Source organism: Paenibacillus sp. JDR-2 (assembly GCF_000023585.1).
GTDB lineage: Bacteria > Bacillota > Bacilli > Paenibacillales > Paenibacillaceae > Pristimantibacillus.
The window spans coordinates 3,988,215-4,003,031 of the sequence record NC_012914.1; the positions used below are offsets into that span (position 1 = coordinate 3,988,215).

Here is a 14,817-nt window from a genome sequence, read left to right on the forward strand (position 1 = left end):
CTGTTCCTCTACATAGGCGCTTAAAGAGGGGCTTCACCCTTAATGAGAGCATTGGCAAGATGACCAAAGTCGATCGCTACCTTGCCGGTTACGCGGGCAAGCTCTTCGGTAATCAATACGGCAGCGATTCCTGCGGAAACCAGAGCAATGTCAAAATCATACTGTCTGGCCAACGTCACTACTCTGGCGGCATCCCTGGCACCGTTAACCGGCGCTACGACGCCCGCAACGGATAAACCGCGATTGGCAAGAACGGCAGATAGCGGTTCCGCCATATTGCCGATAAGAAGAACACGCTTGTTCTGAAGGATCGGCAGAAGGCAGCCTGCCGTGCATAAACTGTAATTAATAAGGGAATCGGTCCATTGCCGCTCCCGCAATGATAACCCATAAGCTTGAAAAACCGGCGAAACAAGCAGCTGATAATTCGGCATTCTGGTTCTTGGTATACCAACAATATCGGCGCCGGTAACCGCCACGGCCAGGCGGTTGCGAATATCCAGATCCGGCACCTTTACTCCCGCATATTCCAGAAATTTGCCCTCGCGTCTTACTTGATCTACCGGCATAACGATTTCTTGAGCCATGGTAAGCAGCTCTCCGTCCCCGAGCCTGACGATAGATAACGGCCGCTTCTCCTCCATGGCATAAAGAATCGCATCTCTGACCTGTTCCGGGGGCATTAGCGGAATAGCGTGCTCCATATGCATGCTTACTCCCGTTGCTATGATTTGCTGCAGAGAAAGCTCCGGAAAAATCATGTTTGGCGGCAGCAGCTGGTCAACGATTTCTTCTCCGCCCGCATATTTCCCCTCTTGGTACCCTTTGTCATAGCCCTCATGATAGCTGGCATGTTGACCAGTCTCCGCCATGCTTCCTTCCGATTTAGCTTCATGAACCGCCTCCGGAGGACTTGCTTCGCCTTGCTCTGCCGGATTCCGGATGAATTTGGGCGGAGCATGGAGTGAACGTCGTCGTTGCTTGTTGATCAGCTTCTTGCGTTTCCGCGGTTTACCCTTTTTGCGAGGCGTCCGAATGCGCATGACGTTCCCCCTTGCTGTTCTCATCGTGTAATTCTAGCGGGTCAATTCCCCATTTCTCCATAAACAGCCGCCGGTTTCGATCAACAAGCTCCTCAAGAGCTTCTCCGGCATAACCGCCGAAGGAAGCACTGCCATGATGATAGACGAAAGCATCCTTCGCGACAGCAACCCGGTACCCAGCGCGATAAGCCCGGTAACAGTAGTCATCATCCTCGTAATGACCCGGCGAGAACCGTTCATCGAGTTGACCGATCTTCTGCATCAGGCTGCGGGAAAACAACATACAAAAGCCGATGATTCGGTTTACGAATTCGCGTTGCCCATTCTCATCGATTTTTAAGCGCGCGGCGAATTCATCATAACGGCCAGTCATTGTGATCTGCTGCCTGCCGCTCGCATAGTTAGTCATTGGTCCAACCAGCCCGATAGAAGGATCCGAATCAAGCGCGTTGTGCATCCTTCTCAGCCATTCGGACGTGACCAGGACATCATTATTAAGCAGAAGCAGCCGGTCGCCTCTCGCCAGCCTCATCCCCCAATTGCAGGCAGCCGGAAACCCCGTATTCGCCGGCAAGGAAATGGCAATAATCCGCTGCTGCTTCAAGTAATCCAATGTACCGTCGGTTGAGCCGTTATCAATGACAATTAGCTCATAGGGATCCTTCGTATGGTTCCGTATCGTTCCTATGGTCTCCCGCAGAAGGGAGACCGCGTTACAAGTCGGGATGATGATGCTTGTTAACACCTTTCACACGCTCCCTTTTGCGCAAATGATCGGTATATTTCAGACGCGGGCTTTCCTCCCGCATCGCCCAGCCAAGCGCTTCCAAATGATCCCCCATAATCAGCTTCGAGATCGGATTGTTCACGCCAACATTATCCTTCCGGTGCCTGTTTCTCTTAAACACATTGATGCAGCCGCCAATTCCGATACGCAAACCCCTCTGCAAAGCGATTGCTTGCGCTTTGGGCGGAACAGCCAAATTGGCGAAGCCTATCACCTCAATCGCTCTTCGGCTTAAGGCATGCGGAACGGCTGTCATGGAATTCACATTCAGATCATCCCGGCGATTGGAGCGGTTCAGGAAATATTTCATAATCGAAACTTCATCCCAGTCGGAGAACATGCCTACATAACGGGAAAGATCGTTTAAAGCGACATCCATGTCACGATCTGTCACCCTTACAAAGCTTAACAGCTGTTCAGCGGCAACAGGGATATCCGCATCCAGAAAGATCACAACATCGGAGGTTGTAATTTTCGCCCCGATCGCTCTTCCTACATCATGACCCAAGGCTTCATTGTAGTGTAGAATAATCGCTCTGCTGCTCGTTCTTGCCATCATGAAGCTCGAGTCCGTCGATCCGTTCACAACGACAACGATCTCATGGAGGGGCATCCGCTCCAGTTCCTGAATGATTGATAGAATGGACAACTCCTCATTCATGGCCATAACAACGGCTGCCACTTTCTTGTTGGTCGGAAGCAGTACCCAATTCGGACTCTCCTCAGATGTACGTACGGAAAAATAGCCGTCAACGAATGCTTTCATTACCGGTATATACTTGCTGACGGCAGTTGCTTTTCTAATTAATCCGCTTTCTTTGAGCCATAGCTCCTGCACATGCTGTTGAAGGTCTGCCCCTTCTTCCTTTAACGCCGTTTGAGCAGCACTTCTGCCGAGCTTCCAAGCCATTATGGTTAATTGCTTGTTAGTCTCCCTATCCGCAATCCCCCGCTTGGTCTTTTGAGGCTTGGATTTCCTGGAACCAGCCGGATTTGGGCGCCTTCTCTGCCGAGATGTCAGCGGTTTGGTTGAGTAGGCTGTTTTTCTTTTCCTGGCGAGGCTTCTCATATTCACACCTCGTTATTCTAATTATGTCTTTCTATGTTCATGCCAATAGAATCTTCTTAGCTTCTGCCTCTGACATTGTATGTACGGACAATAGAATCGTAACGGCTTATGTACGGCACCCCGCTTCATAAATGTGTATTTCGCCTGCACGTTTGTCCCTGACCTCTTATAGCAGACGAACATAAAATATTGCAATTCTTGTGCTTCTATAACGATAGATGGGGAGTTGACATATGGATTGGAAGTTTTATAGGCCAGAATTCGCAGCCGACCACGCACCGGAAATACCCGCGGGAATGATGACAGAAGGAGCTTGGTCCGGACACCGCCGCTTCGCATACGATCTCGTCCGTTTCGCCAAACCGAAAGTAATCGTTGAGCTTGGCACCTTATACGGAACTTCATTTTTCAGCTTCAGCCAGGCCATTAAGGATTCCGCTCTCGATACCGCCTGCTACGCCGTGGACACTTGGCAGGGCGATCCTCACACAGGGATGTACGGACAAATTAACGATGGCATTTACCAAGCGGTTCAATCGGTCAAAAACAGGGAATTTCCGAATGTCGGCACCTTGTTGCGAACCACCTTCGACGAGGCGCTGCCTAAGTTCCCTAACAAAGCTATCGATATTCTTCATATCGACGGTTATCACGCTTATAATGCGGTGCTTCATGACTACGCGAGCTGGCTGCCGAAGCTGGCGCCAAACGGCATCGTCCTCTTTCATGACACGGCAGTCAAAATCATGAATTTTGGTGTTCATATTTTGTGGGATCAGCTTTGCGCCATTCATCCCCACATGCAGTTCCAACATTCCAACGGCTTGGGTGTGCTCTTTCCGAAAGGCGTGCCGGACAAATTCCAGGATGTTCTTGCCCAGCAGCAGAAGCTCATCCTCCGTTATGCAAGAGGGTAAAGACCATGAAGTACACTATTCCGAGAGACACCTACAAGAAGGCTAGGGATTGGGCGAAAACCCTTCCCGCAAGCGAAGCCAAAGAACGATATAAAGTGATTTATCCAGCCGAGACTATCCCGTTGCCTTCTCCAAGAAGCATTGATCCGCACCGCTGGATTTCAACCTGCCAGTATGATGAAGCTTTTGTTGTGAGCATTCCCGAAGGAAGGCTTATGACCAGCCATATGTACGTGATCACGCCGGATAACAAACGGATTGGCGATCTGGAGCTGTACGACATCAGTTATGAAAAAATGGTTCTTGAGGAGCCTGACTATTATGCCGGAACCGTCGCCTCCTTGTTCTGGGGCTGGAACTTCCCACAACCCAAGAACCGCGGCACGCACACGGTATTTGGACACTGGTTCTTTGATATTTTGCCCCGTATTCATCTGCTTGAGAAGAGCGGGATACCGATCGATAAATACGTATTGCCCAAACTGACCTATCCGTTTCAACTCGAGTCATTAAAGCTGCTTGGCATTCCCTTTAACAAAATCATTCAAGTCGATAAACCGGATTTCCATCTGAAGGCAAAAACCTTGGTTGTACCGGCCGTACCGCTAATGATCGGGAAATGTCCGCCTTGGGCCTCGCATTATATCGCGGATCAAATGAAGAACAAGCGGAAATTCCGCAAACGCAAAGGCTACGAGCGTATTTATATTACGCGTGAGGACGCGGAGGCCCGCCACGTAGTCAACGAAGACGAGGTGCTTCGCTACCTGCAGACAAAGGGATTTAGGAAGATTGTGCTCACGCCAATGACGACAGAGGAAAAAATCGAAGTTTTTGCTTCGGCCAAAGTCATTGTGGCGCCGTTCGGCAGCGGCAGCATTAACGTTGCCTTTTGCGACCCCGGGGCAACCCTGATCGAACTGGCTCCCGTATCCTTTGTCGACAACTATTTCTGGAAGCTGTGCTGTCATGCCGGACTTGATTATTACGAGCTGTTATGCAACGTTGAACCCAAAGCGCATGTCGGTGCAGACAACATCATTGTTGATATCGGAAAGTTGGATATTTACATGCGTCTGAACGGTATTGTGAATGCATGAACGGATTCTTAAATTACAGGAGGATAAAGCATGAATATCCTGATATGGTCTAATCAGTTCTCGATCGGCGGAGGGATGCGCCTCTTGTTTAATTTGACTGCTGCCATTGCCCGCCAACCGGGAGTAGAGCGGGTCAGACTAGTCGTCGCGCCAAATTCGCAGCTGCGAAATTATGTGGAGCTTCAAAAAGCGGGGAACATCGAAATCTGCTATAACAACTATCCGATCAACCATCCCCAGTGCAGCCACCTGCTTGCGAATATGAACGTGGTTTATTTCTTCTGGCCGCATACCGAACAGTTCCAATCCATTGACCGTCCTACGGTCTGCACCTTCCATGACACCACCATCTTTGATTTCGTGCCGCCATTTATGAAAGGCGACGAGTTGTCCTTTCATTGGAGACTATCCAAAAAGTGGATTGACCACACATCTTCGGTAGTCGTATCCTCCCAACATGTCAAGAACAGGCTTGTCGCCCATTTCGGCAACCGTTCGGAGCAGGCATTTGTCATTCCGCATGCGATCACTCCAATCGCAAACGTCTATAACCGCAGGGTGTCACCGGAACTAGGCGCCCGGATTCCATCCGACTATATTATTTATCCGTCCAACACTTCTCCGCACAAAAACCATAACAACCTGCTTATGGGCTTTGCCAAATCGCGTTACAAAAGAAAATACCCGTTACTCTTAACCGGGTATTTGACCGATAAATTGCGCATTCCGTTCCCGGACAGCACGTCCGAAGTGAACTGGATTCCAACGCTTGTATCCACCATGAAGCGGACCGGTCTTCTGCTCGACCGGCAAGTCTATCCGCTTGGATTTGTTGGCGACCATGACATTCCCGCATTGATCAAAAACGCAAAGGCACTTATTATGCCTAGTTTGTCGGAAGGCGGCGGCAGCTATCCGGTTGAAGAAGCCTTGCGGCTTGGCACTCCGGTGCTCTGCTCGGATATACCGGTTATGCGGGAGCATCTGTCCAGACATAGCGCCAAGATTGCCTGGTTTGACCCGCATAACCCGGATTCCATTGCCAAAGCGCTGGATGATTTGTTTGACGACTATGACACTTATAAATTATCGGCTTTGCAGGGCGTCCATGACGCCACGCAAACCTGGGACGATATTGCCAAGCAATATATTGAAGTGTTCCGGAATACCTTCTGGCGCTACTACGGTAAGGTTCTCTATTAATACTCAGATCCGGCTAATGATCGCCGCATAATCCAGAGCAACATTCGCCCAGCTCCTGTGCAGAAGGCCGCTTGCTGCTTCCTTCTGCACGGGAACAACCGGCTTCCCTTGCGCATACAGCTTGCCGATGGACTCAGCCATTTCGACCGGATTGTAAGGATCAAAGGTCGCAAAGCTGCTCATATCCGGAATGACCTCCTGAACAATCGACAGCCGGCCGAACGCAACCGGAGTATCCATCAGCAAAGACTCGACAATCGGGAATGGACAGCTGCCTTCGAACAGGGTTGGCACAACGACTCCTTCCGCATATTTGTACAACGATGGCAAGTCGGCTGACGGGATACGGCCCATAAAGACAATAGAAGCTCTGATAGCGGGATCGGCAATAACGTTCAGCGCTTCCGTTATTTCCTGTTGTCTCGGGCGGTTAATCAAGTCATCCGTAAATACAAGCTTTAATACGGAAGCTCTGCCCAGATCCGTAAGCCGGAAACGATGGAACGCATCAATTAATCGCTCATGGTTTTTGTGCAGCCGAATAACGGACGGGAAGGTCACATACGGGCCATACAAATTGTATTTGACGCGGAATTCTGCCTCCGTTTTGATGCCAAAGCTTGTATATTCCTCATGAGGCGCCGCAAAGCGAACGACTTCCGTCTGATGAACAGGAAGATTCAAATACGTGAGACCTTCATGATTGCGGATATATTCGGAATCAAATACGACAACCGCAGCATTCCTCGTAATTTTTTCTGCCAAAGAATGAATGTATTGGAAATGATCCATATCCTTCGAATACAGATCAGGGAAATGCAGATAAACCAAATCATGCAGACAAACGATATACGGCCGGTACAGGTATTGGGCGAGCCCCATGCCGACGTAAGGTACGATCCAGACATCCGCCGGCACAATCCGGTTGATTGTCGCCATGCTGTCGGAGTGGTAAAAGTGCAACCGGCTCGGATACAGGGGCTTGAGAGAAGCAAAGATGGCTTCGGTCTCTTTCACATTGGCTTCCGTTGTTGCGATATGAAGATTAAAGCCGTTTGGCAAGCCTAATAAACCTTCGGTAAGACGGACGAAGAAACGTCCGATTCCTTCCCCGTCCATCGCGATTTGGGCGCCGAAGCAAAGGAAAATGCCGATATTCTGATTGCCTGCAGCCCTGGCGCTTAACGCGGCTTTAGCCTTAGGAGCGGGTGGATTTACGGAACGCAGCAGGTTCTGCACTTCTTCCGACATCAGCAGCCGTGCCAGCAATCCTTGCCTGGACACCCCTTGATGGACAGCCAGAACATCGTTTGCGACATTAGCGTCCTCCGGTTCGCGGCCTAATAATTGGGCATAGATTCCATGAATAAAATCCAAGTTATGGGCCGGGAATAAGCCTTGTAGATTAAAGGCAGAGGTGTTGCGGTCCCCGGACGGCTTTCTGGTAAATACCAGTTCAGCTTCGCCGCTTTGCATAATGGATGCCGCCACGGCGGCTCTCGTCAAAGCGCCTGCTTCCAGCTTGCCTTTAAATTGGTGGAACCCCGCTGCATCCGGTTCGCGCTGCAGGAATTGCCGGTAAAGCTCCCATAAAAAATCCTCGTTATCCAGTTTAAACACGAAATGTAAATAATCGATTATCCGGCTTCCTTCCGCGAGACTTGCCCGGACTCTCGTATTATTGGATCTTAGGCGGGCTGCGTCTTCCGGCGATATGGAAGCTTCGTCGGAAACGGCTGCCGGCGGTACGGCCTTCTTCTTTCTTCTTCCTGTTTTTTTGCCGCGCAGACGCTTCCTGCCTTTTCTTCTCGAAAGGCGCTTCGGCTTTCCGTTTTTCCGCCGTTTGCTTCGTGCTGTTCGACTGCGCAAGCTGCGTCTGACCGACCTGCGTTTCTTCTTTCGCTTCATTGGTCTGGCCTCCCATCACTATTCGTCTGTAGATAGAGTATTGTCACGGCCCGAAAAAGCAACGGCTCACGCCCTAGCCCTCTGGGGATTTCGACCATATTTGACGAATTAGACGCCTGTCTAGCCGGAATTGAAGCATTTTATTGCCGCTTGAATATGATGGGATATGCGTAAAGGAGTCGATCGTTTTGTTTCATCATGCCTTGCCTAATAAAACCGTAATTATTGGTGCCGGCGGTCACGCCAAAGCGATTGCAGATATTTTGCGGCATGATCCGCATGTTGAGCTGATTGGATGCATCGGGCATGATCCAACGGCAACCGTACTTGGTCTCACCGTAATTGGCGGCGACGAGCTGCTGCCGGGACTTCTTAATCAAGGAATCCGTCATGCCTTTGTAGCCATCGGCAACAATGCAAGGCGGCATGCTCTTGCAAAGCATGCGGAAGCTCTCGGGTTCGAGCTTATTAATGCCATTAGTCCGCGTGCCTATTTGGCAGCTGGCGTTACACTCGGCGCGGGAGTAGCGGTAATGCCGGGATGCGTCATACAGCCGGACACCCGAATCGGCTCATATAGCATCATTAATACCGGAGCTACCGTTGACCACGACGGGAACATCGGCATTGCCTGCCATATTGCGCCGGGATGCCATTTATCCGGCAACGTCACGGTTGGCGACGAATCTTTTCTCGGTACCGGTACATCGGTCATCGACGGCATGCAAATCGGCGAGGGCTGCATGATTGGAGCCGGAGCGGCCGTCATCCGGCCAATTCCTTCGTATTCGCTGGCTGTTGGCGTACCTGCCGTTGTCAAACGGACATTAGCTTAAGAATGAAGGTAACTCGGAGGGAGGCATAATTCATGGACAACAAATTTTATCCGGTTGCCGTACCCGTATTTAACGGAAATGAAAAAAAATATGTCATGGATTGCATCGATTCAACCTGGATCTCTTCTGCCGGAAAATATATTAACGATTTCGAGCACAATTTCGCTGCTTATTGCGGCACCAAATATGCTATCTCTTGCAGCAACGGAACTACCGCTCTTCATTTAGCGCTGCTTGCGTTTGGTGTAGGACCTGGCGATGAGGTCATCGTTCCGACCGTCACCTTTATCGCTACCGCTAACGCGGTTGTATACTGCGGGGCAACTCCTGTCTTTATCGATTCCGAGCCTGAGACATGGAACCTGGATCCCGGGAAGATCGAGAATCTGATCACACCCCGCACCAAGGGCATTATTCCGGTACATCTCTACGGCCACCCGGCCGATATGGATGCCGTCACCGAAATTGCCAAAAAGCATGGCTTGTTTGTCCTCGAGGATGCTGCGGAAGCGCTTGGCGCGGAGTATAAAGGGAAAAGAACGGGATCGCTTGGCGATATCGCAACCTTTAGCCTTTTTGGCAACAAAATCATTACGACCGGCGAGGGCGGCATGATAACGACCGACGATGAGCGGCTGGCGAACAAGATGCGTACGCTTCGCGGCCAAGGCATCGATCCGGTGCGCAAATATTGGTTCCCGGTTGTCGGTTACAACTACCGACTGACCAATCTGCAGGCAGCTGTCGGTTGTGCCCAGCTCGAGAATGTGGATTGGCATATCAGCGAGAGGAAAAGAGTCGCGGGACTCTATCTCGAAAATCTCAAAGATGAGCCTTCCCTCACTTTGCCTGTCGAAATGACTTGGGCGAAAAACGTGTATTGGATGTTCAGCATTGTTCTGAAAGATGCCGATGAAGCCCGAAGGAATGAAGTAATGGCTCAGCTTAAGGATGACGGCATCGAGACACGGCCTTTCTTTTACCCCATGCATGTTCTTCCGCCTTATCAAGACTTGCAGCCGCATGAACAATTTCCCGTTGCAAACCGTATTACCGCGCAAGGCTTTAACGTCCCTACTTACGGCGGACTAACCGAGCAGGATATTCGGCATATTTGCGACCGGATCAAAGCGCGTGTTCGCGGCTTGTAACGCGTATATAGAATGAAGAAAGCCCATCTACTATCCCCTTGCGGATTATAGATGGGCTTTGATATGGAAGAAATGAGGCGAAATGAACAAATTGCACAACGAAAAGCTGCCTCTATGCGAGACAGCCGTATCCAAAATTGCTTATTCCATATCCAAGCTTACGCCGTAACCGAGCTTGCGCAGATCGACAACCCGCCGCGCTTCCTCCAGATCGCCCGCGACCATCTCGCCGACGAGATCCTTCAGGCTGCTAACCGGCTGCCAGTTCAGCTTGGTCCTAGCTTTGGTCGAATCCCCGATTAGAAGCTCTACTTCAGACGGCCGGTAGAATCGAGGGTCTACTTTGACTACGGTTGTGCCTTGCGGAATCTGGTAATCCGGATTGCTGCAGGCTACCACGCAGCCGTATTCCTCAGCCCCTTCTCCGTCGAAGGCAACCTCGATGCCCGCTTCCGCAAAAGCAAGGCGAACAAACTCTCTGACCTCCGTCGTTTCGCCCGTGGCAATCACGTAATCCTCCGCGGTATCCTGCTGAAGAATCCGGTACATCGCGTCGACATAGTCGCGCGCATGGCCCCAATCGCGTTTAGCCGACAGGTTGCCAAGAGCCAGCACATCCTGCATACCGTAAGCAATACGCGCAACCGCACGGGTTATTTTCCGGGTTACGAAGGTTTCTCCGCGAACCGGGCTTTCATGGTTGAACAAAATCCCGTTGCATGCATACATATTGTACGCTTCCCGGTAGTTCACCGTAATCCAATACCCGTACAGCTTCGCAACCGCGTAAGGACTTCTTGGGTAAAACGGCGTCGTTTCGCTTTGAGGCACCGCCTGCACCAAGCCATAAAGCTCGGAGGTAGAAGCCTGATAAATTCTGGTCTTCTCCGTCAGCCCTAGAATCCGGATCGCTTCAAGCAGCCGCAGGGTTCCGATACCGTCCGCGTTAGCCGTATATTCGGGTGAATCAAAGCTCACATGAACATGGCTCATTGCGGCCAAATTATAAATCTCGTCCGGCTGAATCTGCTGGACCAAACGAACCAAATTCGTGGAATCCGTTAAATCTCCGTAATGAAGCACCAGCTTCTTCCCGGTTTTATTCGCTTCATCGGCAAGGCGGTCAATCCGCCCGGTATTCGCAAGCGAGCTCCGGCGCCTAAGTCCATGTACGACGTATCCTTTGGCAAGCAGCAGCTCTGCCAGATACATCCCGTCCTGCCCGGTAATCCCTGTAATGAAGGCGACCTTATTCATGGTTCCCTCCGTCATCGTCATATTGAGCAGGTCGGTCTCCTGCTATCTTCCATATGGTATGACAGGACAAACTGCCTCGGCATCGGACAAAGAACTATTTTCAGCCAAAATGAAAAACTGCGCTTAAGATCAATACTATTGCCAGAACTACATACAAAATGAGGGATATTAGCAAAGCTGTCCGCCTGTTCATGGCATCGTCCCCTTTAGCATCATATACGCTTCATTATATGCGGGCGGGACATTCGCTGAGATTGTACGGCGGTTAATTTTTGTACGCGTTGCATTTCCCTGGAAAGCATCCCCTATTCGGCTGTGATATAATGGAACCCTATGACGTTATTTCTCCAACCGGGAGGGTTTACAATTTATGCTTCTTTCCATTCTGCTTATTTTGGTTGCCATTATCGCGCTGCCTCCAATTATCTTCTTCAGCTACATGTACGCGTTATCGAAGAAACCAAAGCATTCCATTATCCGTTCGCATCCGTTCCTTGGCTGGCTCCGCTACCTGCTTGAGAAGCTTGGTCCCGAGTTCCGGCAATACTGGTTCGATAACGATACGGAGGGCAAACCGTTCTCGAGAGCCGACTTTGTTGGTGTCGTATACGCCGCGAAATACCGGACGGATCTGATCTCCTTCGGCGGCCGCCGGGATTACGAGAAGCCCGGCTTTTATTTGTCCAACGCCATGTTTCCGAAGCTAACGAGCGAATTAAAGATCGATAACGAAACCATGCTGCCTGGCAAAAAATATGTCATTACCGATGAAGGCGTCTTCACGCGCCAGGAAAAGTTTATATCCGAACAAGTCAGACCTTGGCTCCTTCATGAGGATGATGCGCTGATCGTGGGGGAAAACAGAAATCAGCCTTGGAAGCTGAAAGGCTTGTTCGGTGCCTCGGCTACCTCCTTTGGCGCGGTTGGCGAGAACTACATTCAATCGACGGGCAGCGGCGCCTATATGGCGGGAGGCTCCTGGATTAACACGGGAGAAGGCGGCGTGGCCGATGTCCATCTATCGACAGGCGTTGATGTGGTGTCCCAGATTGGACCCGGCTTATATGGCTTCCGGGACGAGACAGGCAAATTCTCGATTGAAGCCTTTAAGCGTAAAGCCAGCCATTCCAACATTAAAGCCTTTGAACTGAAATTCCATCAGGGCGCAAAGATCCGCGGCGGACATCTGGAAGGCTCCAAGGTGAATGAAAAGGTTGCTGCAGCTCGCCTTGTTCCCGTCGGCAAAACCGTCAATTCCCCGAACCGCTTCGAGTTTCTGACAAGACCCGAGGAAGCGCTGGAATTCATCCAAACGCTGCAGCGGGAAGGCGGAAAACCGGTTGGCGTAAAAATCGTCGTTGGCGATCCGCAACGGCTTGAGCCATTTTTCCAGGCTATGATCGATATGAATATTTATCCGGACTTTATAACGGTTGACGGCTCCGAAGGGGGCTCGGGCGCTACCTTCAAAGCAATGGCGGACGGCATGGGGCTTCCTTTATTCGCCGGCCTGCTGATCCTTGACGACACGGCGCGCAAATTCGGCGTTAGGGACCGATTCAAAATTTTCGCATCCGGCAAGCTTATTACCCCGGATAAAGTCGCGATTGCACTCGCGCTTGGCGCGGATGCCGTCAATTCTGCCCGCGGCTTTATGATGGCGAACGGTTGCATCATGGCGCTGCAGTGCCATACCGGCAAATGCCCGGCAGGCGTGACAACGACGGACGATAAATACCAGGAAGCCCTTGCTCCGGAAGAAAAACAATGGCGCGTCATGAACTATATCCTCCAGATGCGGGAAGGCCTCTTCTCCTTGGCCGCTGCTTGCGGTCTGAACAGCCCGCGTGAGTTCCGCCGGGAACATGTCGTGTTTATGACCGACAACGGCCATACGGACCGAGTCGTCGATTTGTATCCGTACCCGGAACCACTCTGACAAAGAAACCCGCTAGATAGCTCTAGCGGGTTTTGTCCGTTTTGTAATACTGATAGCTCTCATCTTCGATCTTAATCATCTTCTTATAATTAAATCCGCTTTTCTCAATCACCCGCATGGAGGCGATATTGCGGATATGGGCCAGCGCGACTAAACTGTCGATTTTCGTATGCTGAAACAAGTACTCCACCATTCCTTTCACGGCTTGCGTCGTATAGCCTTTATTCCGGTGCTTATTCGAAATCGCGTACATGATCTCCCGCTCCGGATCAGGCAGCTCGTCTTTTATTCCCGTACAACACCAGCCAATAAATTCGCCGCTCGATTTTTCGATAATCCCCAGTCTTAATCGTAGATCGCCAACCTCTCCGCCTTCCGATACGGCCTTAATGAACCTTTCGTTCTCCGCCAGTTCATAATGAACAAACCATTCTTCCCTTTGCTCCCTGGATACGTTCCAACCCGGCAGAAATTCATAAATCTCCGGCTGCCAGGTCAAGGCATGCAAGCTTTCCAGATCATCTATCGCGTACTCCCGTAAATAAACGGCTGGACATTCAATTCTGATTTGACTCATATCTATCTCCCCCAATTCGCTGCTTTCCCCACTATAGCAAGCTTCTAGCCTCACCGCAGTATCTTCTTTCATTAAAAATAAACTTTCCTATTCAAATTTAGGTTGCAAATCCACATCGCCCACCTTAAAATGAACTTATACGAACTTAAATAAACTTATTCAAACAAATCATTCAAACAATGGAGGTTATTACAACATGGAAATCCGTTACGCTTCTCATCCGCAAGAAGTAAAAGCATTTGATACGACACGTCTTCGTCAAGAGTTCCTGCTCGAAACTCTTTTTGTTCAAGACCAGCTGACCCTTACTTACTCGCACGTTGACCGCTTTATTATTGGCGGCGCGGTACCGGTTAACGAATCCGTTAAGCTTGAAGCCGATACCAAAACAATGGGTGCGGCAACCTTCTTGGAACGCCGCGAGATCGGCATCATTAACGTCGGCGGCCGCGGTACGGTTACCGTTGACGGCACGGCTTACGATATGGAAAACAAAGACTGTCTCTACATCGGCCTTGGCGCGGCAGAAGTTGTATTCACAAGCTCGGACTCGGCTAATCCGGCTAAGTTCTACCTGAACTCGACGCCTGCCCACAAAAATTATCCAACGGTGAAAGCATCGATCAGCGAAGCTTCCCCTAACCATCTCGGAGCTCTTAACACGAATAACGAACGTACCATCTATCGTTATATCCACACTGGCGGCATCCAAAGCTGCCAGCTGGTTATGGGTCTCACTATGCTGAAGCCGGGCAGCAACTGGAACACAATGCCTTGCCATACGCACAACCGCCGCTCCGAAGTATACCTGTACTTCGATATGCAAGCAGACGGCAATGTCTTCCACTTCATGGGCGAGCCGCAAGAAACACGCCATCTGGTTGTGCGCAACGAGCAAGCAATCCTGTCGCCTAGCTGGTCGATTCACAGCGGCGTAGGCACAAGCGCTTATACGTTCATCTGGGGTATGGCCGGCGAGAACCAAATCTTCGAAGATATGGACGCGGTTGCACCACAAGATTTGAAATAA

Annotated in this window: 13 protein-coding genes; 7 read left to right on the forward strand and 6 right to left on the reverse strand. The window is 50.6% G+C overall.

The genetic code is table 11. The features are described from left to right. Positions 1-20 precede the first annotated feature (20 nt). From PJDR2_RS17720 to PJDR2_RS17730, 3 genes are read right to left on the reverse strand one after another with little or no spacing between them, the layout of a single operon-like run. Positions 21-1,043, reverse strand: coding sequence for a GT-D fold domain-containing glycosyltransferase (locus PJDR2_RS17720; RefSeq protein WP_015845090.1), 1,023 nt, complete (start codon positions 1,041-1,043; stop codon positions 21-23). Then, the gene (locus PJDR2_RS17725) at positions 1,012-1,788 is read right to left on the reverse strand and encodes a glycosyltransferase family 2 protein (RefSeq protein WP_015845091.1); all 777 of its coding nucleotides are present in this window, start codon (positions 1,786-1,788) and stop codon (positions 1,012-1,014) included. Before PJDR2_RS17725 ends, PJDR2_RS17720 begins: the two co-directional genes overlap by 32 nt. Then, positions 1,757-2,740, reverse strand: a complete 984-nt coding sequence (locus tag PJDR2_RS17730; RefSeq protein ID WP_190276158.1) for a glycosyltransferase family 2 protein — start codon at positions 2,738-2,740, stop codon at positions 1,757-1,759. The genes PJDR2_RS17725 and PJDR2_RS17730 overlap by 32 nt, the downstream gene beginning before the upstream one ends. 392 nt (positions 2,741-3,132) lie before the next feature. Between PJDR2_RS17730 and PJDR2_RS17735 the strand changes: the two genes are divergently transcribed. Genes PJDR2_RS17735 through PJDR2_RS17745 form a run of 3 tightly spaced genes read left to right on the forward strand, consistent with a single transcriptional unit; the run spans position 3,133 to position 6,119 of the window. Then, complete coding sequence (locus tag PJDR2_RS17735; RefSeq protein ID WP_015845093.1) at positions 3,133-3,816, forward strand: class I SAM-dependent methyltransferase; 684 nt, start codon at positions 3,133-3,135, stop codon at positions 3,814-3,816. Between the two features lie 5 nt (positions 3,817-3,821). Next, positions 3,822-4,916, forward strand: coding sequence for a glycosyltransferase family 61 protein (locus PJDR2_RS17740; RefSeq protein ID WP_015845094.1), 1,095 nt, complete (start codon positions 3,822-3,824; stop codon positions 4,914-4,916). A 30-nt stretch (positions 4,917-4,946) separates the two neighbouring features. Beyond that, the gene (locus PJDR2_RS17745) at positions 4,947-6,119 is read left to right on the forward strand and encodes a glycosyltransferase (RefSeq protein ID WP_015845095.1); all 1,173 of its coding nucleotides are present in this window, start codon (positions 4,947-4,949) and stop codon (positions 6,117-6,119) included. Between the two features lie 3 nt (positions 6,120-6,122). Here PJDR2_RS17745 and PJDR2_RS17750 read toward each other — a convergent pair whose 3' ends face one another. Then, complete coding sequence (locus PJDR2_RS17750) at positions 6,123-8,027, reverse strand: DUF4214 domain-containing protein (protein ID WP_015845096.1); 1,905 nt, start codon at positions 8,025-8,027, stop codon at positions 6,123-6,125. 188 nt (positions 8,028-8,215) lie between these two features. Here PJDR2_RS17750 and PJDR2_RS17755 point away from each other — a divergent pair, with 188 nt between their 5' ends. Together PJDR2_RS17755 and PJDR2_RS17760 are read left to right on the forward strand one after the other, a co-directional pair. Continuing rightward, positions 8,216-8,863, forward strand: a complete 648-nt coding sequence (locus PJDR2_RS17755; RefSeq protein WP_015845097.1) for an acetyltransferase — start codon at positions 8,216-8,218, stop codon at positions 8,861-8,863. A 32-nt stretch (positions 8,864-8,895) separates the two neighbouring features. Further along, on the forward strand, positions 8,896-10,014 hold the full coding sequence (locus PJDR2_RS17760; RefSeq protein ID WP_015845098.1) for a DegT/DnrJ/EryC1/StrS family aminotransferase: 1,119 nt from the start codon (positions 8,896-8,898) through the stop codon (positions 10,012-10,014). A gap of 141 nt (positions 10,015-10,155) precedes the next feature. Here the strand turns inward: PJDR2_RS17760 and gmd are convergent, their stop codons facing one another. Next, the gene (gene gmd / locus PJDR2_RS17765) at positions 10,156-11,271 is read right to left on the reverse strand and encodes a GDP-mannose 4,6-dehydratase (RefSeq protein ID WP_015845099.1); all 1,116 of its coding nucleotides are present in this window, start codon (positions 11,269-11,271) and stop codon (positions 10,156-10,158) included. A 370-nt stretch (positions 11,272-11,641) separates the two neighbouring features. On the opposite strand from gmd, the gene PJDR2_RS17770 reads away from it, so the two are divergent. Beyond that, a complete protein-coding gene (locus tag PJDR2_RS17770) occupies positions 11,642-13,210 on the forward strand; it encodes an FMN-binding glutamate synthase family protein (protein ID WP_015845100.1) in 1,569 nt (522 codons plus the stop codon). A 22-nt stretch (positions 13,211-13,232) separates the two neighbouring features. On the opposite strand, the gene PJDR2_RS17775 is transcribed toward PJDR2_RS17770, so the two are convergent. Continuing rightward, positions 13,233-13,787, reverse strand: coding sequence for a GNAT family N-acetyltransferase (locus tag PJDR2_RS17775; protein ID WP_015845101.1), 555 nt, complete (start codon positions 13,785-13,787; stop codon positions 13,233-13,235). 196 nt (positions 13,788-13,983) lie between these two features. Here PJDR2_RS17775 and kduI point away from each other — a divergent pair, with 196 nt between their 5' ends. After that, positions 13,984-14,817, forward strand: coding sequence for a 5-dehydro-4-deoxy-D-glucuronate isomerase (kduI, locus tag PJDR2_RS17780; RefSeq protein WP_015845102.1), 834 nt, complete (start codon positions 13,984-13,986; stop codon positions 14,815-14,817).

What these genes read in the sequence shown, in the direction of transcription:
- PJDR2_RS17720 (WP_015845090.1), bottom strand. Translation starts at nt 1,043, where the DNA reads ATGCGCATTCGGACGCCTCGCAAAAAGGGTAAACCGCGGAAACGCAAG.
- PJDR2_RS17730 (WP_190276158.1), bottom strand. Translation starts at nt 2,740, where the DNA reads ATGGCTTGGAAGCTCGGCAGAAGTGCTGCTCAAACGGCGTTAAAGGAA.
- PJDR2_RS17735 (WP_015845093.1), top strand. Translation starts at nt 3,133, where the DNA reads ATGGATTGGAAGTTTTATAGGCCAGAATTCGCAGCCGACCACGCACCG.
- PJDR2_RS17740 (WP_015845094.1), top strand. Translation starts at nt 3,822, where the DNA reads ATGAAGTACACTATTCCGAGAGACACCTACAAGAAGGCTAGGGATTGG.
- PJDR2_RS17745 (WP_015845095.1), top strand. Translation starts at nt 4,947, where the DNA reads ATGAATATCCTGATATGGTCTAATCAGTTCTCGATCGGCGGAGGGATG.
- PJDR2_RS17750 (WP_015845096.1), bottom strand. Translation starts at nt 8,027, where the DNA reads ATGAAGCGAAAGAAGAAACGCAGGTCGGTCAGACGCAGCTTGCGCAGT.
- PJDR2_RS17760 (WP_015845098.1), top strand. Translation starts at nt 8,896, where the DNA reads ATGGACAACAAATTTTATCCGGTTGCCGTACCCGTATTTAACGGAAAT.
- gmd (WP_015845099.1), bottom strand. Translation starts at nt 11,271, where the DNA reads ATGAATAAGGTCGCCTTCATTACAGGGATTACCGGGCAGGACGGGATG.
- PJDR2_RS17770 (WP_015845100.1), top strand. Translation starts at nt 11,642, where the DNA reads ATGCTTCTTTCCATTCTGCTTATTTTGGTTGCCATTATCGCGCTGCCT.
- PJDR2_RS17775 (WP_015845101.1), bottom strand. Translation starts at nt 13,787, where the DNA reads ATGAGTCAAATCAGAATTGAATGTCCAGCCGTTTATTTACGGGAGTAC.
- kduI (WP_015845102.1), top strand. Translation starts at nt 13,984, where the DNA reads ATGGAAATCCGTTACGCTTCTCATCCGCAAGAAGTAAAAGCATTTGAT.